This is a genomic window from Geodermatophilus sp. SYSU D00696 (assembly GCF_054050235.1).
Map to the genome: position 1 here is coordinate 1 of NZ_JBJGYY010000046.1, position 26,802 is coordinate 26,802.

Here is a 26,802-nt window from a genome sequence, read left to right on the forward strand (position 1 = left end):
CCCCCCCCCCCCCCCCCCCCCCCCCCCCCCCCCCCCCCCCCCCCCCCCCCCCCCCCCCCCCCCCCCCCCCCCCCCCCCCCCCCCCCCCCCCCCCCCCCCCCCCCCCCCCCCCCCCCCCCCCCCCGGGCGGGGTCAGACGCGGACGAGCAGCTCGCCGTGCAGCATGGCGAGCCATCCGTCGTCCGCCGCGGCCCAGCGCAGCCACGCGGCGGCGAGCTCGCCGAGCTCGTCCCGCGTGGCCAGGCCGTAGGCCCGGGCCTGCTCGGTGAACGCCGACGCCGTCGCCCGGCCGGCCCAGGAGCGGCCCCACCACTCCCGCTCGGCCGGGGACGCGTAGCACCAGGCCGACGCGGTGGCGGTGAGGTCGCGCAGGCCGGCCGCGTGCGCCCAGGCCACCAGGCGCCGACCGGCGTCGGGCTCGGCGTCGTTGGCCCGCGCGACGGCGGAGTAGAGCTCCAGCCAGCGGTCCAGCCCGGCGTCGGCCGGGTGCCAGACGACGGTCGCGTAGTCGACGTCCCGCACGGCGAGCAGCCCGCCGGGCCGGCAGACCCGGGCCATCTCGCGCAGCGCTGCCACCGGGTCGGTGAGGTGCTGCAGCACCTGGTGGGCGTGGACGACGTCGACGGCGTCGTCGGGCAGGTCGAGGGCGTAGACGTCGCCGACGGCGAAGGTCACCGCGACGCCCGCCCGCTCGGCGAGGTCCCGGGCCTCGCCGAGCGGGTCCGCCGCGACGTCGACCCCGGTCACCCGGCCCGGCGCCACCCGGCGGGCCAGGTCGACGGTGATCGTGCCGGGGCCGCAGCCGACGTCGATCAGGTCCAGTCCCGGGCGCAGGTGCGGCAGCAGGTAGCCGGCGGAGTTCTCCGCGGTCCGCCACCGGTGCGACTGCAGGACCGGCTCGGCGTGCCCGTGGGTGTAGGTGTCCACCCCCGCATCCTGGCCCGCCGTCCCATGTGCCGGAACTGGCTTCCCACATCCTGAGGCGGCAGGCATCGGAAGCGATCCGCACGTCTCGACGCCGGGAACGTGCGGATCGCTTCCTATGCCTCGTCGGCCAGGACCGCCTCGGCGACGGCCACGGCGGGCTCGCGGTCGGCCGGCACCAGGCCCAGCCGCACCCGCCGGTCGAGCAGGTCGGCGACCGTGCGAGCCCCCTCGGCCCGCACCCCGAAGCGCAGCTCCCCCACCGTCTCCGGGCGGCCCGCGACCACCGGGTCGGCGCCCAGCGCGGCCACCCGGGGCGCCTCGGTGCCGTAGCGGGCGACCAGCCGCGCCGACGCCCGCACCCGGGCGAGTTCGGCCGGCGGTGCCGCGCCGACCAGCGGCAGCGCGGCGGTTCGCGAGCGGCGGGCGCCCCGGCCGAGGCGGGCGACGACGTCGTCCACCGCCTGCTCGGCCATCGCCCGGTAGGTGGTGAGCTTGCCGCCGACGACGGACAGGACCGGTCCGTCCCACCGCAGCAGGTGCCGGCGGGAGAGGTCCGCGGTGGCGTCGCCGGGTCCCCGCCCCGCCGACTCCGGCAGCACCAGCGGCCGCAGGCCGGCGAAGGAGCCGACGACGTCGTCGCGGGTGAGCGGCACCGCCAGCACCCGGTTCACCGCCCCGAGCAGCTGCGCCACCTCGGCGTCGCTGGGCAGCGGGTCGTCGTCGGGGACCGGGCCGGGCACCGGCTCGTCGGTCAGGCCGAGGTACACCAGCCCGCCCGGCTGGGGCAGCGCGAACACGTACCGCGACCGCGAGCCGGGCAGCGGCACGGTGAGCGCGGCGGCCGGGTCCCCGAGCCGGCCGGCCCGCACGACCAGGTGCGAGCCGCGGGAGGGCGCCAGCCGGATCCCGGGTGCCAGGGCCTGCGCCCACACGCCGGTGGCGTTGACGACGGCGCCCGCCCGCACCGTCACCGGCTCCCCGTCGACGACGGCGTGCACGTCGCGCCCGTCGACGGCGACCACCCGGGCGCCGGTCAGCACCCGGGTGCCGTGCGCGGCCGCGGTGCGGGCCAGCGCCACGACCAGCCGGGCGTCGTCGGCGAGCTGCCCGTCCCAGAACACCGCGCCGCCGCGGCCCGGGCGCAGCGCCGGCACCAGCCGGGCGGCCTCGGCCGCGCCGACCCGCCGCGTGCCGGGCAGCGAGCCGCGGCCGCCGCGCACCGAGACGCGCACCGCGTCGCCGAGCCGCCCGCCCAGCGCCCCGACCGCGCTCACGTCCCGCCCGGCGGCGTCGGGCACCAGGAAGGGCAGCGGCCGCACCAGGTGCGGCGCGGTGGTCCGCGCGAGGACGGCGCGCTCGCGGGCGCTCTCCCGCGCCAGCCCGAGCTCGCCGTGCGCGAGGTAGCGCAGCCCGCCGTGCATGAGCTTGCTCGACCAGCGGCTGGTCCCCGCGGCGAGGTCGGCCCGCTCGAGCAGCACCACCGACAGGCCCCGGACGGCGGCGTCGAGCGCGACGCCCGCGCCGGTCACGCCGCCGCCGACGACCACGACGTCGACGTCCCCGCCGGCCAGCGCCTCGAGGTCGGCCGCGCGGCGGGCCACGGTGAGGTCGGGACCACGTGCCGGCGAGCGGGTCACGGAACGGGTCCCGGCCGGGGCACCGGCAGACTGTAGCCGTGTCCGAGCAGCCGGAACTGACCGTCCAGGGGTGGGGACCCGGCAGCTCATCCGAGGGCGGGACCGAGCCCGACCCCGCCGCCGCGCTCCCCCGGGCCGCCCGCCGTCACCTGGCCAGGGAGCTGGGCTGGACCCCCCGCCCCACGCCACCGGTCCCCGTCGACGAGATCCGGCTCGCGCCCTCCCGCCTGCCGGACGACGTCCGCGCGGCCCTGGTGGACCTGCTCGGCGAGGAGCACGTGCGCACCGACCGCGACTCGCGGCTGCGCCGGGCCGGCGGCAAGAGCTACCTGGACCTGCTGCGCCGGCGCGCGGGCGACGCCGCGGGCGCCCCCGACGCCGTCGTCCTGCCCGGCAGCACCGAGCAGACCGCGGCCCTCCTGGCGCTGTGCAGCGAGCGCGACGTCGTGGTGGTCCCGTTCGGCGGCGGGACCAGCGTCGTCGGCGGGCTGGCCGGCGTCGACCCCGACGACCGGCCCTCGCTGTCCCTGGACCTCGCGCGCATGGCGTCGCTGACCGACCTCGACGTCGCGTCCTCGCTGGTCACCGCGGGCGCAGGCATGCGCGGTCCGGCGCTGGAGGCGGCGCTGGCCGGGCACGGCCTGACCCTCGGTCACCTGCCACAGAGCTGGGAGTTCGCCACCCTCGGCGGCTACGCGGCCACCCGCTCCGCCGGGCAGGCCTCCACCGGCGTGGGCCGCTTCGCCGACCTGGTGGCCGGGCTGACGCTGGCCACGCCGTCGGGCGTGCTCGAGCTCGGGCACCCGCCGGCGTCGGCCGCGGGACCGGACCTGCTGGGCCTGGCGCTGGGCTCGGAGGGGACCCTCGGCGTCGTCACCGAGCTGCGGCTGCGGGTGCGGCCGGCGCCGCGGGCCGCCGTCTACGAGGGCTGGTCGTTCCGCACCTGGGCCGACGGGCTGGCAGGCCTGCAGCGGCTGGCGCGGCACGACCTGCTGCCCGACGTCGTCCGGCTCTCCGACCCCGACGAGACCCGCGCCACCCTGCTCAACGCCGACGGCGCCGGGGCGCGGCTGCTGCGCGGGTCGCTCCGGGCACGGGGGCGCGGCGAGGGCTGCCTGCTCGTCGTCGGCTGGGAGGGGCTCCCGCCGCTGGTCCGCGCCCGCCGGCGCGCAGCGGTGCCGGTGCTGCGCGAGCACGGCGCGGCGCGGATCGGCCGGCGGGTCGGTGAGTCGTGGCGGCGGCACCGCTACGCCGCGCCCTACCTGCGCGACCGGCTGATGGACGCCGGGCTGCTGGTGGAGACGCTGGAGACGGCCGCCACCTGGACCGCGCTGCCGGCGGTGTACGACGCCGTCCGCGCGGCGCTGCGCGCCTCGCTCGGCCGCGGCGAGCGGCAGCCGCTGGTGATGAGCCACGTCTCCCACGGCTACGCCACCGGCGCCTCGCTCTACGTCACCGTGCTGGCCGACCGCGACGACGGCCTGCCGCTGCAGCAGTGGCTGGCGGCCAAGCGGGCGGCCACCGACGCGCTGCTGGCCGCCGGTGGCACGCTGACCCACCACCACGCCGTCGGGGCCGACCACCGCCCCTGGCTGGAGCGCGAGGTCGGCCCGCTCGGCATCGAGGTGCTGCGGGCGGTCAAGCAGCGGCTGGACCCGCGGGGCGTCTGCAACCCCGGGGTCCTGCTACCCGACCAGGAGGGGATCCTCGTGAGGTGACGCCGCACGTTCCCCTGGAGGGCTCGACCAGCGGGATGCAGTACGCGGGATGGCAGCCGCGTGCGGTCGCGATGGACGGGCTGGGCAACCGGGTGCTGCCCGGTCAGCGCGTCCCCGTGGCCGGCGGCGTCGAGCTGAACGCCGACGTCTACACCCCTGCGGTCGCCGGCCGGTACCCGGCGGTGGTGTCCTTCGGGCCGTACAGCACCGAGCTGCACACCGCCGGCGTGCCGACCGGGTCCAACGAGGTCGGGTCGCCGCCGGTGTTCACCGACCGCGGCTACTGCCCGGTCGTCGTCGAGCGCCGGGGCATGGGCCGGTCGGGCGGGCACCCGCTGCCCTTCCTCGACCCGCGGGACGTCGACGACCACGAGGCCGTCATCGCCTGGGCCGCGGAGCAGCCGTGGTGCAACGGCGAGGTGGTGCTGTTCGGCACCTCGTACTACGCGCTGACCCAGCCGGTCGTCGCCGCCCGCCGGCCGCCGGCGCTGAGAGCGTTCTTCGCCAACGAACTGTCGACCGACCTGTTCCGCCACGTGGTGCAGTTCGGCGGCGTCCCCGCCAGCTTCTTCCTCGGACTGTGGATGGGCGCGAACTTCACGAGGGGCCAGGAGGAGCTGCGGCTGGCACCGGAGCGGCGGGCGCTGCTCAGCCGCCTGACCAACGGGGCGGTGCACCCGCTGCTGGAGAGGGCGGTCCACGCCCACGTGGAGCGCCTGTTCGCGTCCTTCCTCGCCCACACCCCCGCCCGCGACTACGGGGAGATCTACGCGCGGTGGGTGTTCGACGAGAAGACCCGCACCGGTAGTACCGCCCGCGAGGTCACCCGCACCGAGCTGGCCGCGATCGACGTGCCCTTCGTCGTGGTGCAGAACACCGGCTACTTCAACCTGCACCAGTTCGGCGCCTACGACCTCGTCGAGCACGCCGGCACCCCCGCCGAGGACACGTGGCTGGTCATCGGGCCGCCGACGTACGACCTGCCGGTCTACGCCTGGCAGGGCGAGGCACTCGCCTTCTTCGACCACGTGCTCCGCGGCGTCGAGAACGGCTACGCGGAGCAGCCCCACGTGCGCTACTGGGTCGACGGCGCCAGGGCCTTCGCCACCGACACCGCCTTCCCACCTCCGGCCGGTGGGATCCGGCGGCTCTACCTCGGGTCGGCGGGCGCGGACTCCGCGACCCACCGGCTGGGCACCGAGCCTGCCGGTGCCGGATCCAACTCGTGGGCGGCGGTGCCCTACGGGGTGCCGGTGCTGCCCGGGCTGGACGACCTCGCGCCGCAGACCCTGGCCTTCGAGCTCCCCGTCGACGAGGACCTCCTCCTGGCCGGCGCGGTGACCGCCCAGCTGTCCTTCAGCTGCACCGAGATCGACTCCTACGTCCTGGCGCGCCTCAGCCGCGTCGACGCCGAGGGCCGCTCGCACCTGCTGTCCCTGGGTGGTCTGCGGCCGGTCACCCGCACCGCTGACCCCACCCGCGGCTCGGCCGTGGAGATCGCCATCGACGCCGACCGGCGCCAACCGCTGACCCCGGGTACGCCCGTCGCGCTGCGCTTCAGCCTCACGCCGGCTCCGGTGCTGCTGCGGGCCGGGGAGACGCTCCGGCTGGAGCTGGGCAGCCGCACGGACCTGCTGCGGGAGAGCGTCGGCCACGGGTACGCGCAGTTCGACCTGCCCGTGCCGCCGTACCTGTCGCGCAACAGCGTGCACTTCGGTGGCAACAGCTGGCTGGAGGTCACCGTGGTCCCCACCCCTCAGCGGACCTGAGCACCCCGCTCGCCACGGTCCCGGGCGGACGGCCGGCTCGTTCGGCCCGCAGCGAGACGGGCCGCTCGGCGTCGAGGTGCTGCGGTCGGTCAAGCAGCGACTCGACCCCCGTGGTACCTGCAGTCCGGGGGTTCTGCTCCCCGACCAGCCGACTCCTCGGCGGAGTCCTCGGCCGGGTCGGGGCACGCGGAGAGCGGCCGGTCCGCGGACGGGGCCCAGCCCGGCGGGGGCACGGCCGGTGGCGTCCCCGACCGCCGTCGCAGGGAGCGGGGCAACCGCGGGGACTCAGGCACCGGAGACCCGCAGCGCGTGACCGCCGGAGAAGACGTCGCCGGGGTCGACCGAGCGCTTGACGGCCAGCAGCCGCTCGCCGTCCTGCTCGTCCCACGCGGCCAGCACCTCGCCGGGCCCCTCGACGTCGCCGAGGAAGTTGACCAGCGCGCCGGTCGCGGTCCACGGCGCCAGCGCGGCCAGCACGCCCCGGCCCACGTGCGGCACGACCCCGGCCAGCTCGGGCACCATCGGCGCGACCACGAACACCGACCAGGCGGCGTGCCGCCCGGTGACCGCGTTCGGGACGGGCGCCGGCCGGCCCAGGGCACCGCCGAGCTGGCGGACCTCCACCATGACCAGCGGCACGTGCACCTCCGGCCCGGCGGCGGCGAGCAGCGCGTCGACGGTCTCCTCGGTCAGGTCGGCGAGCAGCGCGCCCTTCTCCCAGGCGGGCATGGGCTCGGTCGGGTCCATGTGCACCGCGTCGAGCGCGGTGGGCGGCAGCGGCCCGACCCCGCCGAGGAGCACCTCGCCGGCGGCCTGCATCGGCGCGACGAGCGCCGCGGCGGCCTCCGGGTCGTCGCCGGCGTACAGGAAGCGCAGGTGCACCACGGTCTGCCCGCGCAGCGGCGGGGGCAGCTCCTCCAGGGGCGGCATGCGCAGGACGGCGACCGACGAGCCGGCCTCCTCCGGCAGGGTCGGCGCCCACGTGCGGTAGGCGTGCAGCACCGCGGCGGCGTCGCGCCCGGCGAAGAAGAAGCCGCCGCCCACGAGCGCGGGCACGGCGTACAGCCGGAACTCCAGGGCGGTGACCACGCCGAGGCTGCCCTTGCCGCCGCGGACGGCCCAGAACAGCTCGGGGTCGGACTCGGCGGTGACGGTGCGCAGCTCGCCGTCGGCGGTGACCATCTCGACGGCGGTCACCGAGTCGGCGGCGAAGCCGAACCGGCGGCCGAGCGGGCCGAGGCCGCCGCCGAGGGTGTAGCCGACCACGCCGACGTCGGACGACGAGCCGCACAGCCCGACCAGCCCGTGCTCGGCGGCGGCGGCGAGCACCGTCGCCCACTTCACGCCGGCCTCGACGCGGGCGGTGCGCTGCACCGGGTCGATCCGCACGCCCTGCATCCGGGAGGTGGTGACCAGCACCGCGCCGTCGGCGTTGCGCACCGGCCCGTGGCCGGTGGCCTGGACGGCGACCGGCAGGCCGTGGGCGGTGGCGAACCGGACCGCGGCGACGACGTCGGCCGCGCAGACCGCCCCGACCGCGAGCGCGGGCGTGTGGGTGACCGCGGTGTTCCAGGTGGCGACCTCGGCGGCCAGGCCGTCGTCGCCGGCGGCGAGCACCGGTCCGCGGACCTCCAGGCGGAGGTCGTCGACGTCGAGGGTGGAGGGGACGGTCAGGGTCATGGAGGGCCACCTCGGGCAGGGTCGGTCGGGCATCGGTTGACGGCGCAGACCCTGGCGACGCGGCCTTGGCGGTCACTTGGAGAGGACTTGCACGTCTCGCATCCGCGGCCGCCCGGGCCGCGCCGTGCGGAAACCCCTCCCCATCCGGCCCCGGACCTGGGAGGATCCGGCCTCGTGCGGTACCGCGTCCTCGGGCCCCTCGAGGTCACGGGCTCCGATGGCCGGCCGGTCGACGTCGGCGGCGCCAAGCCGCGCGCCCTGCTGGCCCTCCTGCTCGCCGAGGCCGGGCGGGTGGTCGCCGTCGACCGCATCGTCGAGACGCTGTGGGGCGACGAGCCGCCGCCCACCGTCACCGGCACCCTGCAGGCCTACGTCTCCCACCTGCGGCGCGTGCTCGAGCCCGAGCGCGGCCCGCGCGAGCCGGCGACGGTGCTGCTCACCCGGGCGCCGGGCTACCGGATCGCCGTCGACGCCGACGACCTCGACAGCCTGCGGTTCGCCCGGCTGGTCGAGGAGGGCGACCGCGCCGCCGACACCGACCCGGCCGCCGCGGTCGCCGTCCTCGACCGCGCGCTGGAGCTGTGGCGCGGCGAGCCGCTGCCCGAGCTCGGCGACGGCCCGGGCGCGGCCGACCGGCACCGGCTGACCGAGCTGCACGTCCGCGCCCGCGAGCGCCGGTGCGACGCACTGCTGGCCACCGGCCGGGCCGACGCCGCGGTCACCGACCTGCAGCGCCTGGTCGAGGAGCACCCGCTGCGCGAGCGGCTGTGGGCCCGGCTGGTGACCGCGCTCTACTCCGCCGACCGGCAGGCCGACGCCCTGGACGCGCTGCGCCGCTGCACCGAGCTGCTGCGCGAGGAGCTGGGCATCGACCCCGGCCCGGAGCTGCGCGAGCTCGAGCGCCGGGTCCTCCGCCAGGACCCCGCGCTGGCCCGCCGCGCGCCGCGCCCCGCGCTGTCGGTCGTCCCGCCGCCCCCGCCGCAGCCGGCCCCGCTGGTCGCCCCGGCCGACGAGTCGCTGGTCGGCCGCCGCGACGAGCTGGCCCGGCTGCGGACGGTCGCCGAGCGGGCCGCGGCCGGGCGACCGTCCGTCGTCGTGCTCGCCGGCGAGGCCGGCATCGGCAAGACCCGGCTCGCCGAGGCGGTCGCCGCCATGAGCCGCGACGCCGGCTGGGCGGTGGCGGAGAGCCGCTGCGCCGACGACGCCGGCGCCCCGGCGCTGTGGCCGTGGACGCAGGTGTTCGAGCAGCTAGGCCAGGAACCGCCGGCCCCGGTCGCCGACGACGGCGGGACCGACGCCGACGCCGCGCGCTTCCGGCTGTTCCAGGACGTGCGGCACCGCCTGGTCACCGCCGCGGGGGCCCGCCCGGTGCTCGTCGTCCTCGACGACCTGCAGGGCGCCGACGAGACCTCGGTGCAGCTGCTCGGTCTGCTCGCCCGCCACCTCCCCCGGGTGCCGCTGCTGGTCGTGGTCACGGTGCGCAGCGTCGGGGAGGACCTCCCCGAGGCGGTCGCCGACTGCCTGGCCCGGCTGGCCCGCGAGCCGGCGGCGGTCACGATCACCCTCGACGGCCTGACCGCCGACGACGTCGGGTCGCTGCTGGCCAGCCAGCTCGGGCGGGCCGGCGACCCCGGCCTGGCCGCCACGGTGCACGACCGCACCGCGGGCAACCCGTTCTTCGTCGTGGAGCTCACCCGCTGGATGCGCGGCGCCCGCGACCTGCGCCTGGACCGGGTGCCGGTCCCGCCGTCGGTGGGCGAGGTGCTGCGCACCCGGCTGGCCCGGCTGCCCGCCGGTGCCCGCCCGGTGCTGGAGCTGGCCGCCGTCGCGGGGCGCGAGGTGACCCTCGACCTGTTGCGGGCCGCCGGGGAGGAGGCCGAGGCCGCGCTCGCCGCCCTGGACGCCGCCACGGCCGCCGGGCTGGTCGGCGAGGGGTCGGCGCCGTGGAGCTGGCGGTTCACCCACGCCCTCGTGCAGGAGGTGCTCGCCGACGACCTGCCGGCGCTGCGCCGAGCGCAGCTGCACGCGCGGCTGGGCGCGGCGCTGGAGCAGCGGGTGACCGGCGGCCGGGCCGACGACGCGCTGGTCGAGCGGCTGGCCCACCACTTCGTCGAGGCCGCGCCGGTGGCCGGTCCCGACCCCGGGCTGCGGTGGTCGACCGCGGCGGCGGAGGTGGCCCGCGCCCGGCTGGCCGACGGCGAGGCGGCGCTGCACACCCGGCGGGCGCTGCGGCTGCTCGACCCGGCCGCGCCCGGCGCCACCCGGACCCGGCACGACCTGCTCACCGCGCTGGGCAACGACCTGCTGCGCAGCGGGCAGCGCACCGAGGCGCACGAGGTGGTCGGCGAGGCCCTCGCGCTGGCCCGCGAGCTCGGCGACCGGCGCTGCATGCTCGAGTCGGCCGCCGTCTGGGGCTCGGTGACCCTGTGGAACTGGCGGCCGCACGGCGTCGTCGACACCGAGATGGTCGCGCTGCTGGAGGACCTGCTCGAGCACGGCGACGAGATCGCGCCCGAGGCGACCGATGCCGAGCGCGACCGGCTGACCGCGCGGCTGCTGGGCACCCTCGGCGTGGAGCTGGCCTTCAGCGAGGACCTGCAGCGCGGGGTGCGGTACGCCGAACGGGCGGTGGCCCTGGCGCGCGGCGTCGGCGACCCCGAGCTGCTGGGCCGGGTGCTCAACAACTACTCGCTGGCGGTGTGGGGGCGCCCGGGGGCGGCGGAGCTGCGGCTGGCGGCCACCGACGAGGCGCTGGCGCTCGCCGGGCGCGGGCTGCCGCGGCGCACCGAGTTCTACGCCCGGCTGCACCGGGCCGCGATCCGGCTGCACCTCACCGACCGGGCCGGCTTCGAGGCCGACCTGGAGGCCGGGCGGCGGCTGGCGTTCTCCCTCTCGGGGCCCGAGGTGCGCCCGCACGTGCTGTGGCAGCAGGCCGGCGCGGCCTGGCTGGCCGGCGACGCCGCCCGCGCCGAGGAGCTGACCACGGAGGCGCACGAGCTGTACCGGAAGGTGACGCCGCACTCCCGGCACGCCTACGCCGCGCACCAGTTCGCGCTGCGCCGCGGCGACGGCCGGCTGCCGGAGGCGATCGACCTGCTCGTCGAGACCGGCGACGAGGGCAACCCGCTGTTGCAGCTCATGGCGGTGCTGGCCGCCGCGGAGTCCGGCGACCTGGCCGAGGCCCGCCGGCTGCGCGCGCGGTGGGGCCGCACCCAGATCCGCGACTGGGCCAGCGACGTCGCGGTGCTGCTGCAGGCCGAGACCGCGCTGCACCTCGGCGACGAGCCCGAGGTCACCATGGCCACCGTCGCGCTGCTGCCCTTCCGCGGCCGCCAGGCGGTCCTCGGGACGCCGGCGTTCAGCCTGGGCGCCTACGACGAGCTGCTCGGCCGGATCGCCGAGGCCACCGGCGACACCGTGGCCGCCCGCGACTGGTGGACCGGCGCCCGCGAGCAGGGCCGCCGGGTGGGCTCGCCGCACCAGGTGGCGCTGGCCGAGTCGCACCTGGCCCGGGTGCCGGCCGAGGAGGCGCACCGCCCGCCCCGGCGCCGCCGGTCCGCGCCGTCCCGCCGGCCCGCCGTCGAGCCGCCGGTGCAGGAGCGTCCCGCCTAGCGGGTCACCTGGTCGTGGCGCGGCCGCCGTCGACGGGGATGACGGCGCCGGTGACGTACGCGCCGGCCCGGCTGGACAGGTAGACGACGACGCCGGCCATGTCGTCGGGACGGCCGATGCGGCCCAGCGGCGAGCTGGCGGCGATCTCGGCGCCGCGCGCGGCGAGGGTGGCGGCCATCATCTTCGACTCGAACGGCCCCGGGGCGACGGCGTTGACGGTGATCCGGCGCGGCCCGAGCTCCTTGGCGAGGTGGCGGGTGAGCTGGTGCACCGCGGCCTTGCTCGACGAGTACGCGAAGGTGGGCAGCACCGGCACCTGCAGTCCGTCGATGCTGCCGACGTTGACCACGCGGGCCGGGTCGTCGTCGGTGGCGGCGGCCTCCAGCAGCGGGACCATCGCGCGGGTGAGGAAGAACGGCGCCTTGACGTTGAGGTCGAGCACCTTGTCCCACGCCGCGGCGGGGTAGGTCTCGAACGGCTCGCCCCAGGTGGCGCCGGCGTTGTTGACCAGCACGTGCACCCGCTCCTCGCGGTGGCCGACCTCCTCCGCCAGGCGCACGCACTCGGCCTCGGTGCTGACGTCGGCGGGGATCGACTCCACCCGGCCGAACGCCGACAGCTCGGCCACCGCCTGCTCCCCGGCCTCGGGCTTGCGGGAGCTGACGTAGACCGAGGCGCCGGCCTGCAGCAGCCCGCGCGCCATCATCAGGCCGATGCCGCGGGTGCCGCCGGTGACGACGGCGACCTTCCCGGTGAGGTCGAACAGGTCCACGCGGTTCCTCCTGGGGTCGATCGACCGAGTGACCCGGGCGACCCGGACCGTCGGCCGTCCGGCCACTGTGCCAGCCTCTGTCCCCGTGAACGCCACGGCCCCCGCGTCCCTGGGCGTGACGAGCGAGGTCGGCCCGCTGCGGACGGTGATCCTGCACCGTCCCGGCGCCGAGCTGCGCCGGCTCACCCCGCGCAACAACGACCAGCTGCTGTTCGACGGCGTCCCGTGGGTGGCGCGCGCGCAGGAGGAGCACGACGCCTTCGCCGAGGCGCTCACCGGCCGCGGCGTCGAGGTGCTGTACCTGGGCCGGCTGCTGGCCGAGGTGCTCGACGACGCCGAGGCACGTGCGGAGCTGATCGCCGCCGCCGTCGACGACCCCCGGCTGGGCGCCACCCTCAAGAACGCGGCGACCGCCCACCTCGCCGACCTCCCGCCCGAGGAGCTGGCCGGCACCCTCATGGGCGGGCTGGCCCACGACGAGCTGCGCGGCGGCCGCGGCCTGGCCTACCAGCTGATGGACCGGTCGGACTTCGTCGTCCCGCCGCTGCCCAACCTGCTGTTCACCCGGGACTCCTCGGTGTGGGTCGGCGACCAGGTGGCCATCACCTCGCTGGCGATGCCGGCGCGGCACCGGGAGAGCACGATCCTGCGCGCGATCGCCACCCACCACCCGCGCTTCGCCGGCAGCGGCCAGCTCTACGACGCCTCGCTCGAGCACCTCGAGGGCGGCGACGTCCTGCTGCTGGCGCCCGGGGTGCTGGCCGTGGGCGTCGGGGAGCGGACGACGCCGGGCGGTGCCGAGCGGCTGGCCCGCCGGGTGTTCGCCCGCGGCCTGGCGCACACCGTGCTCGTGGTCCCGATCGCGCAGGAGCGAGCGACGATGCACCTGGACACGATCGCCACGATGGTCGACGTCGACGCGATGGTCATGTACCCGGCGGTGGCCGACTCGCTGGTCGCCTGGACGGTGACCGCCGGCGAGCAGCTCCCCGACGACGCCGACACCGTCGACCTCGCCGTGCGCGGGCCGCAGCCGTTCGTGGTCGCGGCCGCCGAGGCCATGGGCATCGACCGGCTGCGCGTCATCGACACCGGCCTGGACCCGGTCACCGCCGAGCGCGAGCAGTGGGACGACGGCAACAACACCCTCGCCCTGGCGCCGCGGCTGGCGGTGGCCTACGAGCGCAACACGGTGACCAACGCGGCGCTCGAGGCGGCCGGCATCGAGGTGGTGCGGATCGCGGGCTCCGAGCTGGGCAGCGGCCGCGGCGGGCCGCGCTGCATGTCCTGCCCCGTCTGGCGCGACCCGGTCGAGTGACCGGCACGGGCACCGGGACCGGTCGGCGCGCCGGCCGCATCGCGGGGCTCGGCGGCGGCCTGGTCGGCTGGCTGGTCTTCGTCGAGTTCACCAGCGGCGTGCTGCAGGGCTACTACGTCCCGCTGCTCACCGACGTCGCCCGGCACCTCGACATCAACGACGCCGACGTCAACTGGCTCGAGGCCGCCCAGCTGATGCTGTCGGCGATCGCGGTGCCGGTGCTGGCCAAGCTCGGCGACCTGCACGGCCACCGCCGGATGCTGCTGGTCTCGGCGGCGGTGACCGCGGCGGCGACGGTGGCCCTGGCGTTCGCGCAGGACTTCGGCGTCTTCCTCGTCGCCTGGGCGGTGCAGGGCGTCTACTCCGCCTGGCTGCCGCTGCAGGTCGCGCTCATCCACTCCCGGTCGCGCGGCCGGCCCGACGCGGCGGCGAGCACCCGCCGGGCCACCGGCATGATCGTCGCCGCGCTGCAGGCCGGCGCGATCGTGGGCGCCCTCGGCGGCGGGCAGGTCGGCGACGCCCTGGCCGGGCGGTTCTGGCTGGTGCTGCTCGTGCCCGGACTGCTCGTCGTCGGCGTCTGCCTCGTCGTGCTGACCCGCGTGCCGGAGAGCACCGAGCGCGAGGGCGGGGACGTCGACGTCACCGGCGTCGCCCTGCTCACCGTCGTCCTGCTGGTCATCACCGGCGGGCTGACGTTCGTCCGGGTCAACGGCGCCGCTGAGCCGTGGCCCTGGCTGGTGACCGCGCTCGGCGTGCTGCTGGTCGTGCCGTTCGTGCGGTACGAGCTGCGCCGCGACGACCCGCTGGTCGACTTCCGGGTGCTGCGCTCCCCCAGCATGTGGCCGGTCCAGCTCACCGCCGGGCTCTTCGGGGTCAGCGTGCTCGGCGCCCAGGGCCCGCTGTCGACGTTCGCCCGCACCGACCCCGAGGTCTACGGCTACGGCCTGGGCCTGTCGACGAGCGAGGTGTCGATCGTCATCGGCGGGTACGTGGTGTCGATGCTGGTGGGCGCCAGCCAGTTCTCGCGGGTCTCGCAGCTGACCACCCCGCGGGTCACGCTCATCGGCGCGGCCGGGCTCACCGGCCTCGGCTACCTGTTGCTGGTGCCGCTGCACGACACGCTGCCGCAGGTCCTCGGGGCGATGGTGGTCGCCGGTCTCGGCTCCGGCGCGCTGGTCGCGGCGCTGCCGGCCGCGGCCGCCGCGGCGGCACCGCCCGGGCGCACCGGCGTTGCCACCGGGCTGACCAATACGACCAAGGTGCTGGGCGGGAGCTTCGCCTCCGCCGTGTTCGCCGTCGCCCTGGCCGCCGGGTCGGTGGGCACCGCGGGCTCCCTGGCGGGCTACGTCACGGTGTGGGTGGTCTGCGGGGCGACGGCGTGGCTGGCCGCGCTGTCGCTGGTGTTCGTGCCGCGGCTGGCGTTCTCCGACCGGCCGGAGGCCGCGGGCGTGCGGGAGGTGGCGTGAGGATCGCGCCGGCCGTCGCCGGCTGCGCGGCCGCGGTCGCGGTCACGGCCGCGCGCCGGGTCGCCCGGTTCCGTCCCGTCGAGGACCCGGTCCCGCCCGCGGACGACACGGGCCTGGACGCCGACGCCGCCGCGGCCCGCCTCGCCGAGCTCATCCGCATCCCGACCGTCTCCTCGCGCGACCCCGCGCAGGTCGACGCCGCCGCCTTCGGGCGGTTCCGGGACCGGCTGGCCGAGCTGTACCCGCACATGCACCGGGTGCTCGATCGCGAGGTCCTCGGCGACGGGGCGCTGCTCTACCGCTGGCGCAGCGGCACCGAGCGGCCGCCGCTGGTGCTCATGGCGCACCACGACGTCGTCCCGGTCACCGGCCAGGCCTGGACCCGCGACCCGTTCTCCGGCGCGATCGAGGACGGCTGCGTGCACGGCCGCGGCGCCATCGACGACAAGGGCTCGCTGGTGGCTGTCCTCGAGGCGGTCGAGTCGCTGGCCGCGGTCGGCCACACCCCGGCGCGCGACGTGTACGTCTTCTCCGGCAACGACGAGGAGGTCCTCGGCGTCGGCGCGGAGCTGGCCGTGCAGGCGTTCCGCGACCGGGGCATCGTGCCGTGGGCGGTGGTCGACGAGGGCGGCGCCGTGGTGACCGGCGCCTTCCCCGGCGTCGCCGGGCAGATCGCCGTCGTCGGACTGGCCGAGAAGGGCCTGCTCGACTGCGAGCTGCTCACCACCGACCCGGGCGGGCACGCGTCCTCGCCGACCCGGGGCGGCGCGCCCGCCCGGCTCGCGCGCGCCGTCCTCCGGCTGGACGCCGCACCCTTCCCGGCGCGGCTGCACGACGTCGTGCTGGGCATGGTCGACGCCGCCGGCCGACACGCCGCGGGTCCGCACCGGGCGCTGTTCGCGCACGCCGGCGCCCTGCGGCCGCTGCTGGCGCGGGCGCTGGCGCGGGCCAGCCGCGAGGCCAACGCGCTGGTGCGCACGACCGTGGCGGTCACCGAGCTGGAGGGCAGCGGCGCGCGCAACGTGCTGGCCACCCGGGCACGGGCGCACCTGAACGTGCGCATCGCGCTGGGCGAGACGGTGCAGTCGACCGTGGAGCGGCTGCGCCGGGTGGTCGCCGACCCCTCGGTCGAGGTGCGCGTGCTCTCGGGCACCGACCCCTCACCGGTGTCGCGGACCGACAACGACGCCTACGCAGCGCTCGGCGCCGCGGTGCGGGCGGTGTACCCGGAGGCGGCCGTGGCGCCGTACCTCATGGTGCAGGCCAGCGACGCCCGGCACTTCGCGCAGATCAGCGACAGCGTCTACCGGTTCATGCCCTTCGACCTCTCGCGGGCCGAGCTCGACGCGCTGCACGCCGCCGACGAGCGCATCACCGTCGCCGCCCTGCACCGGGGCGCGGTCTTCTTCCGGCACCTGATCCGCTCGCTCTGAGCACAGGACACCCTCCCCGGGGAGATGTCCCGAGCGCAGTCGTGCTCTGCCCACCATGTGGACCAGAGCACGAAGGGGGAGCCACCCAGGTGGGCCTGCGGACGGTCGTGCTCTGCCCACAATGCGGACCAGAGCACGACCGTGCGCGAGGACTACCCGGGCGCCGGCGGGTCAGCGCAGCGTGACCTGACGGGAGAGCAGGCCGGCGCGGGCGCGGCGCTCGTCGGCGGTCAGCGGGCCGGTCGCGGCCAGCGCCTCCTCCAGCCGGGTGCCGAACTCGGCCGCCGGGCCGTTCCAGTCCTGCGCGGGGGTGTCGGCAGGCAGGTCCCACACCGGCACGACCAGCCCGTGCGCCCGGAACGCGCCGGCATAGCGGGTCCCCTCGCCGAGCAGGAGCTGCTCGGCCGCGGAGAGCCGGGCCAGCGCGTCGAGCAGCGGCTCCTCGGCCTCGGGCCGCACCCAGCGCAGGTGCGCCCGCTCGTTGCCCGGGCGCACCCAGTACGCCGCACCCAGGCCGTCGAGCCGCTCGGTGGGCAACACCGCCTCGTTGGCCTGCTGCAGACCGGCCCGGGCGGCCGGACCCGCGTCGGTGCCCTCCAGCCAGAAGCCGAAGTCCTCGTGCACGGTCACCTCGAGCGGCGCGGAGAGGTCGAGCAGCTCCTGCAGCCGCGGCCCCGAGGAGCCGGCGGCGCCGATGGGACCCGGGTCGACCGGCGCGCCGGCCGGTGCCTCCAGCGCGGCGGCCAGGGCTGTGCCGAGGTCGCGGCTGACGTCGTCGGAGGAGGCGGTGAGCTGGACCCCGAGCAGGATCTCGCCGCTGCTGCGCACCAGCGCCGGCGCCCCGCCGGGCAGCACGCTGGCGAGGGTGACGTCGCGACCGTCGGCGGTCTTCAGCGGCGCGGTGGCGGCGGGCACCAGCTCGCGCAGTGCCACCCAGTCCGGCTCGCCGGGCAGGCCCTCGAACGGGCGGGTCACCGGCGGCGCGTAGCCCGAGCCGTGGCAGTGCTTGTACCGGCGGCCGGACCCGCACGGGCAGGGGGCCTTGGGGTTGACCCCCTCCTCGGTGCGGGCGGGCGCGGGACGACGGCGGGTCGCGGATCGAGCCATGCGGCCCAGCGTATGTGGGCCCCGGACGGGCGCCCGTGACGCCTAGGCTCGGCAGCCGTGACCAGCCCGGCGCCGCCGCTCGACCTCACCGACCCGGCCGTCGTCGCCGACCCCTACCCCGCCTTCGCCGCCGCCCGGGCCGCCGCGCCGGTGCAGCGGCACGAGGGCCTCGGGCTGTGGCTGGCGTTCACCCACGCGGAGAGCAACGCCGTCCTGCGCGACCGCCGGCTGGGCCGGATCTGGCGGGACCGCACGCCGGAGGAGCGCTTCGGCTCGTTCAACCTGATCCACCGCAATGCCCTGCTGGAGATGGAGCCGCCCGAGCACACCCGGCTGCGCCGGCTGGTCAGCGCTGCCTTCGCGCGCGGGCACGTCGAGCGGCTGCGCCCGTGGGTGCAGCAGCTGGCCGACTCCCTCGTCGACGCGCTGGTCGAACGGTCCGGCGGGACGGCGGAGGTCGACGTCCTCTCGGGGATGGCCGAGGAGCTGCCCGTCGCCGTCATCGCCGAGCTGCTCGGCGTGCCGCAGGCCGACCGGCCACTGCTGCGGCCGTGGTCCAACGCGATCGTGAAGATGTACGAGTACGGCCGTACCGAGGCCGTCGAGGACGCCGCCGAGCGCGCCGCCGCGGAGTTCGTCGGCTACCTGCGCGGGCTCGCCGCCGAGCGCCGCCGCAGCCCCGGCGAGGACCTGCTCACCCACCTGGTCACGGTGCGCGACTCCGACGGCGACCGGCTCACCGAGGACGAGCTGGTCACCACCTGCATCCTGCTGCTCAACGCCGGCCACGAGGCGACGGTCAACGTCAGCGGCAACGGGCTGCTGGCGCTGCTCGAGCACCGCGACCAGCTCGCCCGGCTGCGCGCCGACCCCGCCCTGCTGCCGACGGCGATCGAGGAACTCATGCGCTTCGACTCACCGCTGCAGCTGTTCGAGCGCACCGCGACCGAGGACATCGAGGTCGGCGGGGTCACCGTGCGGCAGGGTGAGAAGGTCGCCGCCCTGCTCGGCGCGGCCAACCGCGACCCCGCCGTCTTCGCCGATCCCGACCGGCTCGACGTCGGCCGCACCGACAACCCGCACATCTCCTTCGGCGCGGGCGTGCACTTCTGCATCGGGGCACCGCTGGCGCGGGTGGAGCTGCAGGCCTCCTTCGGCGCGCTGCTGCGCCGCACCACCGACCTGCAGCTCGCCCGGCCGGCGCGGCGGCGTCCCGAGTTCGTCATCCGCGGGCTGGCCGAGCTGCCCGTCGTCCTGACCCGGTAGTGGCGGGCAGTCCGGGGCCGGCCGGCACCGCGGAGGTGCTCGCCCGGCTGCACGGGCTGTCCGACCCCGCACGCCTGGAGGGCATGGCCCGGTACGGCATCGGCGGCGCGCACGCCCTGGGCGTCACGGTCGCCGAGCTGCGGACCCTCGCGAAGGAGCTCGGCCGCTCCCACGAGCTGGCCGCCGGGCTGTGGGACTCCGGCGTCCACGAGGCCCGCATCCTCGCGAGCCTGGTCGAGGAACCGGCGGCCGTCGACGCGCGGCAGCTCGACGCGTGGGCGGCGGAGTTCGACTCGTGGGACGTGTGCGACCAGGTCTGCCAGAACCTGATCCGGCACACGGCGTTCGCCTGGGACCGGGCGCTCGAGTGGAGCGAGCGGCCCGAGCCGTTCGTCAAGCGGGCCGGCTTCGCCGTGATGGCCGGGCTCGCGGTGGCGGACAGGAGCTCGGACGACGACCGGTTCGAGTCGTTCCTGCGGGCGGTCGCCGAGCGGGCCGACGACGACCGGCCCATCGTCCGCAAGGGCGCGAGCTGGGCACTGCGGCAGATCGGCAAGCGCAGCCCCGGCCTGCACGCCCGCGCGGTCGAGACGGCGCGAGGGCTCCGGTCGGGCGGGCGCGGTGCCCGCTGGGTCGGCGCGGACGTGCTGCGCGAGCTGGAGCGGCGTCCTCCCCGGCCGAGCCACGCGGCGGAGGCGGACCGGTGACGTCGCGCCGGGACGCGGCGCCGGCCGCCCTGGTCGAGGACGCCGGTCCCGCGCTGCTGCGCACCGCCGTCCTGCTCACCGGGGACCGGCGGGCGGGCGAGGACCTGGTGCTGGGGGCCCTGCTCCGCGCCCGGCGCCGGTGGCCGGCCTTCGTGCGGTCGGCCGACCCGCCGGCCGCGCTGCGGGAGCTGCTCGTCGACGTCCACCTGGGCCGGCGACGCGGGGCGGCGGCGCAGGTGGTCGCCGACGTCCCCGACCCCCTCCCCGACGGGCGGGCCGAGGAGCTGCGGACGGCCTTGCAGGCGCTGGAGCCCCGGGTGCGGACGGCGCTGGTCCTGCGGCACGCCGACGACCTGCCCGAGGAGCAGGTGGCGCGGCTGGTGGGCGGCCCGGTCGGCGCGGTGCGCGACGACCTCGCCCGCGGCCGGGCGGCGCTGGCCGCGGCCGGCGCGGACGGCGGCGCCGCGCTCACCGCCCGCCTGCACGCCCTGGCCGGCGAGCTGACCTGGCCGGACCCGACCGTGTCCCCGGACGCGGTCGCCGCCGCGTACCGCCGCCAGCGGCGCGCCCGCGCGGGCGTCCTCGTCGCGGCGGCGCTGGTGGCCGGGGTGCTGCTGGCCGGAGGACCGGCCGCCGTCCGGTCGCTGACGACGGCCTCCGGCGAGGCGACCGCCGTGAGCCCGGACGATCAAGCGGCGAGCCGGGGAGCCGTCGAGGAGCTGGTCGTCGAGCCCCGCCTCGAGGCCGCCGTCGCCCGGCTCGGCGCGCCGCTGACCCTCACCTCCCCCGCCGAGTGGGACCGGCGGCTGCCCGGGGGCCGGGCCGACGAGGAGGCGCCGGAGGACGACGACGGCTGCCCGCCGCTGGCCGACCGGCTCACCGCGGCGCTCGGGGTGCCGATGGACCACCGGGCCGGCGCGCTCCCGCGGGGCCCGGTGGGCTGCACGTGGAGCCCGGGTCCGGTGCGGCTGTCGGAGGGCGGCCCCTACGACTACGCGCAGGTGGTCGGCGTCGGCTTCGTCGCGGACCCGGACGGGACGGCGATCGACCGGCTGCGGACCGCCCTGCTCCCCGGGGCCGCGCGCCGCGACGAGCCGTGCCTCGCGGCCGACGTCCCCGGCGGCGGCGCACTCATCGGCTGCACCGGCACGGGCGGGCTGTCCACGACGCCGCTGGTGCTCGCCGTCCCCGACGCGCGCGGGGCGGGGTTGTGGGTCCTGTCGGCCAGCGTGCAGCACGGAGCCGGGCGGTCGGCGGCGGAGGTGCTGGCCGTCCTGGTGGAGGCGGTGCGCACGGTCTACGGCTGACGACGCCGCCCGGGGCGGACGGTTCCGTCCACCGCGTGTGGAACGTGAGCGGCGTCACTGGCACGATGCCGCCATGCGCGGGCTCATGCAGGACTTCCCTCTCACGATCGACGCGATCTTCCGCCACGTCGAGCAGCACTACGGCGACGGGACGATCGCGACCAACAGCCCCACCGGGATCCACCGGGTGACCTACGCGGAGTGGGCCGAGCGCACCCGCCGGCTGGGTGGCGTCCTGGACACGCTGGGGATCAGCGCCGACGGCCGGGTGGGCACCTTCGGCTGGAACAGCCAGCGCCACCTGGAGCTGTACTTCGCCGCGCCGTCGACCGGCCGGGTCCTCCACACGCTCAACATCCGGCTGTTCCCCGAACAGCTGACCTACATCGCCAACCACGCCGAGGACGAGGTCGTCTTCGTCGACCGCACGGTGCTGCCGCTGCTGTGGCCGCTGATCGACACGATGAAGACCGTCCGGCACGTGGTGGTCATGGACGACGGCGGCGACAACGAGATCCCCGACGACCCCCGCGTCGCCGACTACGAGGCGCTGCTGGCCGAGGCCTCCCCCGTCGACTTCCACGTCACCGACGAGAACAGCGCCGCCTCGATGTGCTACACGTCGGGCACCACCGGCAACCCCAAGGGCGTCGTCTACTCGCACCGCTCGACGTGGCTGCACACCATGGGCGTGCTGCAGCCCAACGCCTTCGGCCTGAGCATCCGCGACGTCGCGATGCCGGTCGTGCCGATGTTCCACGCCAACGCCTGGGGCATCGCCCAGGCCGCCCCGGCCGCCGGCTCCTCGCTGGTCATGCCCGGCCCGATGATGCAGCCCGAGGCGCTGGCCAAGCTGATCGTCGAGGAGGGCGTCACCTTCACCGCCGGCGTCCCGACCATCTGGCAGGGCGTGCTGCCGCACCTGGCCGGCAAGCCGCACAAGCTGCGCGACATCGGCTGCGGCGGCTCGGCCGTGCCCAAGGCCCTCTCCGAGGCCTACCGCGAGCAGGTCGGGCTGCCGATCCTGCAGGCGTGGGGCATGACCGAGACCCACCCGGTCGCCTCCTCGGGCATCCTGCCGCCGCGCTTCGACGACCTCGACGACGCGGCCAAGGCCGACCAGCGCGCCCGCGCCGGCATCCCGTTCCTCGGCGTGGAGGCCCGCATCGTCGACGCCGACTCGCTGGAGCCGCAGCCGTGGGACGACAAGGCCACCGGCGAGCTGCAGGTCCGCGGCCCGTGGTGCGCCCAGGACTACTACAACCCCGACGCCGGCGTCGTCCTGACCACCGACGACGGCTGGATGCGCACCGGTGACGTGGCGGCGATGGACGCGTTCGGATCGATCCGGATCGCCGACCGCACCAAGGACCTCATCAAGTCCGGCGGCGAGTGGATCAGCTCGGTCGACCTCGAGAACGCGATCATGAGCCACCCGAAGGTGAAGGAGGCCGCCGTCGTCGGCATCCCGCACCCCAAGTGGGACGAGCGGCCGCTGGCCTGTGTGGTGCTCAAGGAGGGCGAGACCGCCACCGAGCAGGAGATCCTCGACCACCTCCGGCCGCAGGTGGCCAAGTGGTGGATGCCCGACGCCGTCGAGTTCATCGACGAGGTGCCCAAGACCAGCGTCGGCAAGTTCTCCAAGAAGGACCTGCGCTCCCGCTTCGCCGACCACCCCGTCTCCGGCTGAGGTCCGCCGCGCCCGGTCCGTGCCCGTCCGCGGGCCGGGCGCGGACCGGGGTCAGCGCACGAAGGCCGGCCCGCCGGTCTCGCTCACCATCGGGCGGCCGGACGCCTCCCAGCCGCCCATGCCGTCACCGACGTTCACCGCGTCGTAGCCGTTGTGGTTCAGCCAGGCCGCCACCCGCGCCGAGCGGCCGCCGCTGCGGCAGACGACGTAGAGCGGGTCGGCGTCGGGGACCTCGCCGAGCCGCGCGGGGACCTCGCCCATCGGGATGTGCGTGGCGCCCTCGGCGTGGCCGGCGATCCACTCGCCGTCCTCGCGGACGTCGAGCAGCACCGCGTCCTCGGGGACCTCGGCGGCGGACACGGTCGGGACCTGCTGCGGCATCACGCCGCCCATGGTCCCAGGCCCGGCGGGTGCGGGCCGGGCTGCGCGGGGGCCGGCCCCGACAGGCACGCGTCCCCGGTCCGGCGCCGACGCGGTTCGTGCACGTACCGCGCCCTGAGGACCCCGCCGGGCGCGGTACGTGCACGGAACGCGGTCCGGCGTCGACGGCGGGGCCGCCGCGCACGGCACCCGGCGCGCGGACCGCGCTTCCCGCGGGGGCTGGGAGGATGGGGGCGATGTCCGCTCCCCTCGCGCCCCCGGTCCACGAGCCGGCCTGGTCGCTGTCGCGCTCGGCGATCTGGCTCTGGGTGACCGAGGGCGTGATCGGCACCCTCGTCTACGGCGTGCTGGTGGGCCTCGGGGTGCTCCTGGTGCCCGCGTCGGCGGGCGGCCCGGTGCCGGTGCTGCGCTGGCTGCTGCCGCTGCTGGTCGCCGTGTACGCCGTCGTGGCGATCGGCATCCGCCCGTGGATCCGGTACCGCGTGCACCGGTGGGAGGTCACCGCGGAGACCGTGCACAGCCTCACCGGCTGGCTGACCCGCACCTGGACGCTGGTGCCGGTCGCCCGTATCCAGACCGTCGACGTCACCCGGGGTGTCCTGCAGCAGCTCTACGGCCTGGCCAGCGTCGCGGTGCTCACCGCCTCCTCGCAGGGCACCGTGCGGGTGCCGCACCTCGAGGTCGCCGTGGCCGAGCGGGTCGCCGAGGACCTCGCCCGCCGGGCCGAGCAGGTGCGGGACGAGGCGACGTGAGCGAGCCCGCGCCACCGCCGCCGTTCCCGCAGCAGTTCCCGGCACCGTTCCCGGCCCAGCTCCCACCGCCGGTGCCGCCCGGGGACGCCGCGGCCGCCGCGGCCCGCCGCACCTCGCCCCTCGTGGTCCTGGTGCACACGGTCACCTTCAAGCAGGCCCGGCAGGTGGTGCCGGCGGCGATCCCCGTCGTGGCCGCGGTCGGCATCGACGGCCCGGGCGTCGTCGCCGCGCTGGTCGTGGTCGTGACGGCGCTGTCGCTGCTGTTCGCGGCGTTGACCTGGTGGCGCACGACCTACGCCGACACCCCGTCGGCGGTGGTCGTCACCCGGGGCCTGCTGGCCCGGTCGGTGCGCACGGTGCCCAACGACCGCATCCGCGGGGTCGAGGTCGAGGCGCCGGCGCTGCACCGGCTGTTCGGGCTCGTGCGGGTCCGCATCGACGCCGCGGCGGGGACGGCGACCGGCGGCGACGAGGAGGTCGTCGTCGACGGCGTCCCGCGGGCCGAGGGCGACCGGCTGCGCGTCTCCGTGCTCACCCACCGCCGCGCGGCCCGGCCGGCACCGGCGGACGTCGATCCCTCGGCACCGCCGGTGGAGCCCGCGGAGGAGGAGCTGGCCCGCTTCGACCCGCGGTGGCTGCTGTACGCGCCCCTGGTCGCCAGCTATCTCGCGGTGCCGCTGGCCGCGGTCGGCGCGCTCTCCCGGCTGCTGCAGGAACTGCCCCGCGACCTGCGGCCCGACCTCGACGGCCCCGACCTCAGCGACGTGCGCGTCCTCGTCGTCGCCGTCACCGTCGGCCTGGTGCTGCTGGCCGTCGGGGCGGTGCTCGGGGCGGCGGTGGTCAACTGGGGCTTCCGGCTGGTGCGCCGCGGCGGGTCGCTGAGCGCCGTCCGCGGGCTGGTCACCCGCCGGCACACCGAGCTCGAGGTCGACCGGATCCGCGGCGGCACGCTCGCCGAGGGGCTGGGCATGCGGGCGGTGCGGGCCGCGCGGGTCAACGCCCTGGTCACCGGGCTGGGCGCGGCCAGCCGGCGCGGGCAGCTGTTCCCGCTCGGGCCGCGGGCGGAGGCCGTCCGGCTGCTGGGCCTGCTGGTCGACGACCCCGGGCCGCTGGCCGCCCACCCACCGGCCGCCCGGCGCCGCGCCGTGGTGCGGGCGGTGGTCACGGGGCTCGCCGTCGCCGCGGCCGGCGCGTGGCTGCAGGCGGCCACCGGGTTCTGGGGCCTGCTCGCCGTCGGGGGCGTCCTCACCGTGCTCGGCGTGCCGCTGGGCCTGGGCCGCTACGCCGCGCTCGGGCACACGGCCGGCCCGCGGTCGTTCAGCGTGCGCAGCGGGCTGCTGGTGCGGGAGCAGGCGGTGCTGCAGCGGCGGGCCGTCGTCGGCTGGCAGGTGCGCCAGACGTGGTTCCAGCGCCGGGCCGGCCTGGCCACCGTCGTGGCCTGCGTGGGCGCGGGCACCGGCGGCTACGCGGCGGTGGACATGGCCGCCGCCGACGTCGCGGCGTTCACCGCTGCGGCCTCCGGGCCCTGGGCCACCGCGCACGGTCCCCGGGACCGCCCCGCCGGCTGACCCTCGCGCGTCGCTGGCCCGCCGGGGCCAGTTCACCGGAACCGGCGCGTGTCGATCATCCCGTCGGGTAGCCGGGGCGCGATGACGACCGCGCCGCGGCACGTCCGCCGCTCAGCCCGGCCCGCCGGTCCCCGTGCCGAGACCGACGCGGCCGGCGAGTGCCGCGGCCTCGACCCGGGTGGCCACCCCGAGGCTCCGCAGCAGCGCGGCGACCAGCCGCTTGGCGGTCCGCTCGGACACGTGCAGCGTGGTGGCGATGTCGACGGTGCTGGTGCCCTCGGCCACCAGCCGCCACAGCCGCCGCTCGTCGCTGGTCAGCCGGTCGGCGACGCCCTGTTCCCCGGTGGGGGCGGCGTCGTCGAGCAGCTGGCGCAGCAGTGCCTCGGGGACGACCGACCAGCCGTCGAGGACCGCCAGCAGCGGCCGGACCAGGTGCTCGGGGTCGGCGGTCTTGGGCAGGAACCCGGCCGCGCCCGCGCGCAGCGCCTCCAGGGCGGCGTCGGCCTCGGCCAGCCCGGACAGCGCCACGACCCGCACCACCGGGTCGGCACGGCGGATCGCGGCGATCGCCCGCACGCCCCCGGGCGGTGGCATGTGCAGGTCGACGACGGCGACGTCGGCGTGGTGCCGGCGGACCATCGCCGCGGCCGCGGAGGCGTCGTCGGTGGTGGCCACGACGCGGACCCGGCCGTCGCTGACCCCGGGCAGCAGCAACGACAGCCCCCGGCTGAACAACGGGTGGTCGTCGACGACCACCACGTCCACGTGCTCCTGACGCTCAGTCCCGGCGTCGGTCCCCACGACCCTCCCCACCCGGCCCGTCGCTCGGCGTGCCGGCCGAACGCACCCGGAGGTGCCCGTGACCCTGGCTCCCGACACCCCCCGTACCGCCCGGACCGGTTCCCCCTGGCTGCTCACCGACCTGGCCCGGGTGGTGCGCGACCACGTCGTCCGCGCCGCCCGGGGGGCACGTCCCGAGTCGGAGCCGCCGCCCACACCCGAGGGTGCCCTGCTCGCGGCCATGTGTCACGACATGCGGAGCCCGCTGGCCTCGCTCGAGGCGCTGCTCGGCACGCTCGACCGCACCGCCGACGGCCGTGAGGTGCTCGCGCTGGCCCGCGCCCAGACCGCGCACCTGTCCTCGATGCTGCGCACCGCCGACGCCAGCGCCGGGGCGACGCGGCGCGCCGCGGGCGGCTGGCTGCTCGGCGACGTCGTCCGCGCGTCCGTCGCGGCCTCGGGCCTTCCCGCCGGGCAGCTGACCCTGGCCCTGCACGACCGGGCCTGCGGGGTGGGGGTGGCCGACGCGCGGGTGCAGCGGATCCTCACCAACCTGCTGGAGAACGCCCACCGGCACGGGGACGGCGCGGCGGTGCTGCTCTGCGTGACCTGCCGGGGCGGCTGGGTCCTCCTGGCGCTGACCCAGGACGTCGCCCGTCCCGACCGGGTCGTGCAGTACCTGCGCCCGGGCACCCCGCCGGTCGACCTCACCGGGCTGGGGCTGTGGTCGGTGCAGCGACACGCCCGCGACCTGGGAGGGCGGGTGACCTGGGCGGTCACCGAGGTCGGGCTGACCCTCCGCGTGGAGCTCCCCGACCGCTGAGCGGGGGCCCCGGGAGGCCTCTGTCGCGCGCTGATGGCTGCGGATCGGTCCCGACGAACGGAATGGCACCGAGGGGCCAGGGGACGGCA

21 protein-coding genes are annotated in these 26,802 nt (G+C 77.2%); 14 read left to right on the plus strand and 7 right to left on the minus strand.

Annotated elements, in window-relative coordinates; translation table 11 throughout:
* Nucleotides 1-132: 132 nt before the first annotated feature.
* Together ACI79O_RS21240 and ACI79O_RS21245 are read right to left on the minus strand one after the other, a co-directional pair.
* Nucleotides 133-927 (minus strand): methyltransferase domain-containing protein, encoded by a 795-nt coding sequence (locus ACI79O_RS21240; RefSeq protein WP_456915133.1) that lies wholly within the window; start codon nt 925-927, stop codon nt 133-135.
* A gap of 113 nt (nt 928-1,040) precedes the next feature.
* Nucleotides 1,041-2,564 (minus strand): glycerol-3-phosphate dehydrogenase/oxidase, encoded by a 1,524-nt coding sequence (locus ACI79O_RS21245; protein ID WP_456915134.1) that lies wholly within the window; start codon nt 2,562-2,564, stop codon nt 1,041-1,043.
* A 38-nt stretch (nt 2,565-2,602) separates the two neighbouring features.
* On the opposite strand from ACI79O_RS21245, the gene ACI79O_RS21250 reads away from it, so the two are divergent.
* The 3 genes from ACI79O_RS21250 to ACI79O_RS21260 are packed head-to-tail and all read left to right on the plus strand — an operon-like array spanning nt 2,603 to nt 6,364.
* The gene (locus tag ACI79O_RS21250; RefSeq protein ID WP_456915135.1) at nt 2,603-4,282 is read left to right on the plus strand and encodes an FAD-binding oxidoreductase; all 1,680 of its coding nucleotides are present in this window, start codon (nt 2,603-2,605) and stop codon (nt 4,280-4,282) included.
* Entirely contained in the window at nt 4,279-6,051 is a 1,773-nt protein-coding gene (locus ACI79O_RS21255) for a CocE/NonD family hydrolase (RefSeq protein ID WP_456915136.1), read from the plus strand. The genes ACI79O_RS21250 and ACI79O_RS21255 overlap by 4 nt, the downstream gene beginning before the upstream one ends.
* Entirely contained in the window at nt 5,999-6,364 is a 366-nt protein-coding gene (locus ACI79O_RS21260; RefSeq protein ID WP_456915137.1) for an FAD-linked oxidase C-terminal domain-containing protein, read from the plus strand. Before ACI79O_RS21255 ends, ACI79O_RS21260 begins: the two co-directional genes overlap by 53 nt.
* Here ACI79O_RS21260 and ACI79O_RS21265 read toward each other — a convergent pair.
* Nucleotides 6,337-7,731: an FAD-binding oxidoreductase gene (locus tag ACI79O_RS21265; RefSeq protein WP_456892650.1), complete on the minus strand. Its 1,395-nt coding sequence runs from the start codon at nt 7,729-7,731 to the stop codon at nt 6,337-6,339. The genes ACI79O_RS21260 and ACI79O_RS21265 overlap by 28 nt on opposite strands.
* A gap of 174 nt (nt 7,732-7,905) precedes the next feature.
* Between ACI79O_RS21265 and ACI79O_RS21270 the strand changes: the two genes are divergently transcribed.
* A complete protein-coding gene (locus ACI79O_RS21270; protein WP_456915138.1) occupies nt 7,906-11,343 on the plus strand; it encodes a BTAD domain-containing putative transcriptional regulator in 3,438 nt (1,145 codons plus the stop codon).
* A gap of 4 nt (nt 11,344-11,347) precedes the next feature.
* Here the strand turns inward: ACI79O_RS21270 and ACI79O_RS21275 are convergent, their stop codons facing one another.
* The gene (locus ACI79O_RS21275; protein WP_456915139.1) at nt 11,348-12,115 is read right to left on the minus strand and encodes an SDR family oxidoreductase; all 768 of its coding nucleotides are present in this window, start codon (nt 12,113-12,115) and stop codon (nt 11,348-11,350) included.
* 85 nt (nt 12,116-12,200) lie between these two features.
* On the opposite strand from ACI79O_RS21275, the gene ACI79O_RS21280 reads away from it, so the two are divergent.
* From ACI79O_RS21280 to ACI79O_RS21290, 3 genes are read left to right on the plus strand one after another with little or no spacing between them, the layout of a single operon-like run.
* On the plus strand, nt 12,201-13,433 hold the full coding sequence (locus ACI79O_RS21280; protein ID WP_456892644.1) for an arginine deiminase: 1,233 nt from the start codon (nt 12,201-12,203) through the stop codon (nt 13,431-13,433).
* Nucleotides 13,430-14,899, plus strand: coding sequence for an MFS transporter (locus tag ACI79O_RS21285; protein ID WP_456915140.1), 1,470 nt, complete (start codon nt 13,430-13,432; stop codon nt 14,897-14,899). The genes ACI79O_RS21280 and ACI79O_RS21285 overlap by 4 nt, the downstream gene beginning before the upstream one ends.
* Nucleotides 14,896-16,332, plus strand: a complete 1,437-nt coding sequence (locus ACI79O_RS21290) for a M20/M25/M40 family metallo-hydrolase (RefSeq protein WP_456915141.1) — start codon at nt 14,896-14,898, stop codon at nt 16,330-16,332. Before ACI79O_RS21285 ends, ACI79O_RS21290 begins: the two co-directional genes overlap by 4 nt.
* Before the next feature lie 171 nt (nt 16,333-16,503).
* On the opposite strand, the gene ACI79O_RS21295 is transcribed toward ACI79O_RS21290, so the two are convergent.
* On the minus strand, nt 16,504-17,439 hold the full coding sequence (locus tag ACI79O_RS21295) for a DUF5926 family protein (RefSeq protein ID WP_456892638.1): 936 nt from the start codon (nt 17,437-17,439) through the stop codon (nt 16,504-16,506).
* A gap of 57 nt (nt 17,440-17,496) precedes the next feature.
* Here ACI79O_RS21295 and ACI79O_RS21300 point away from each other — a divergent pair, with 57 nt between their 5' ends.
* The 4 genes from ACI79O_RS21300 (at nt 17,497) to ACI79O_RS21315 (ending at nt 22,409) form a co-directional block, all read left to right on the plus strand.
* Nucleotides 17,497-18,705 carry a cytochrome P450 gene (locus ACI79O_RS21300; RefSeq protein WP_456892636.1) on the plus strand — a complete coding sequence of 403 codons (1,209 nt, stop codon included), beginning with the start codon at nt 17,497-17,499 and terminating at the stop codon, nt 18,703-18,705.
* Complete coding sequence (locus tag ACI79O_RS21305) at nt 18,705-19,412, plus strand: DNA alkylation repair protein (protein WP_456892634.1); 708 nt, start codon at nt 18,705-18,707, stop codon at nt 19,410-19,412. Before ACI79O_RS21300 ends, ACI79O_RS21305 begins: the two co-directional genes overlap by 1 nt.
* A complete protein-coding gene (locus ACI79O_RS21310) occupies nt 19,409-20,719 on the plus strand; it encodes a sigma factor-like helix-turn-helix DNA-binding protein (protein WP_456915142.1) in 1,311 nt (436 codons plus the stop codon). Before ACI79O_RS21305 ends, ACI79O_RS21310 begins: the two co-directional genes overlap by 4 nt.
* Nucleotides 20,720-20,792: 73 nt before the next feature.
* Nucleotides 20,793-22,409 carry a long-chain fatty acid--CoA ligase gene (locus ACI79O_RS21315; protein WP_456915143.1) on the plus strand — a complete coding sequence of 539 codons (1,617 nt, stop codon included), beginning with the start codon at nt 20,793-20,795 and terminating at the stop codon, nt 22,407-22,409.
* 51 nt (nt 22,410-22,460) lie between these two features.
* On the opposite strand, the gene ACI79O_RS21320 is transcribed toward ACI79O_RS21315, so the two are convergent.
* A complete protein-coding gene (locus ACI79O_RS21320; protein ID WP_456915150.1) occupies nt 22,461-22,790 on the minus strand; it encodes a rhodanese-like domain-containing protein in 330 nt (109 codons plus the stop codon).
* A gap of 236 nt (nt 22,791-23,026) precedes the next feature.
* On the opposite strand from ACI79O_RS21320, the gene ACI79O_RS21325 reads away from it, so the two are divergent.
* A complete protein-coding gene (locus tag ACI79O_RS21325; protein ID WP_456915144.1) occupies nt 23,027-23,542 on the plus strand; it encodes a PH domain-containing protein in 516 nt (171 codons plus the stop codon).
* A complete protein-coding gene (locus ACI79O_RS21330) occupies nt 23,539-25,110 on the plus strand; it encodes a PH domain-containing protein (RefSeq protein ID WP_456915145.1) in 1,572 nt (523 codons plus the stop codon). Before ACI79O_RS21325 ends, ACI79O_RS21330 begins: the two co-directional genes overlap by 4 nt.
* Nucleotides 25,111-25,221: 111 nt before the next feature.
* Here the strand turns inward: ACI79O_RS21330 and ACI79O_RS21335 are convergent, their stop codons facing one another.
* On the minus strand, nt 25,222-25,875 hold the full coding sequence (locus ACI79O_RS21335) for a response regulator (protein ID WP_456877153.1): 654 nt from the start codon (nt 25,873-25,875) through the stop codon (nt 25,222-25,224).
* A gap of 94 nt (nt 25,876-25,969) precedes the next feature.
* On the opposite strand from ACI79O_RS21335, the gene ACI79O_RS21340 reads away from it, so the two are divergent.
* A complete protein-coding gene (locus ACI79O_RS21340) occupies nt 25,970-26,713 on the plus strand; it encodes a sensor histidine kinase (RefSeq protein ID WP_456915146.1) in 744 nt (247 codons plus the stop codon).
* Nucleotides 26,714-26,802 lie beyond the last annotated feature (89 nt).

What these genes read in the sequence shown, in the direction of transcription:
- ACI79O_RS21265 (WP_456892650.1), bottom strand. Translation starts at nt 7,731, where the DNA reads ATGACCCTGACCGTCCCCTCCACCCTCGACGTCGACGACCTCCGCCTG.
- ACI79O_RS21295 (WP_456892638.1), bottom strand. Translation starts at nt 17,439, where the DNA reads ATGGCTCGATCCGCGACCCGCCGTCGTCCCGCGCCCGCCCGCACCGAG.
- ACI79O_RS21315 (WP_456915143.1), top strand. Translation starts at nt 20,793, where the DNA reads ATGCGCGGGCTCATGCAGGACTTCCCTCTCACGATCGACGCGATCTTC.
- ACI79O_RS21320 (WP_456915150.1), bottom strand. Translation starts at nt 22,790, where the DNA reads ATGCCGCAGCAGGTCCCGACCGTGTCCGCCGCCGAGGTCCCCGAGGAC.
- ACI79O_RS21325 (WP_456915144.1), top strand. Translation starts at nt 23,027, where the DNA reads ATGTCCGCTCCCCTCGCGCCCCCGGTCCACGAGCCGGCCTGGTCGCTG.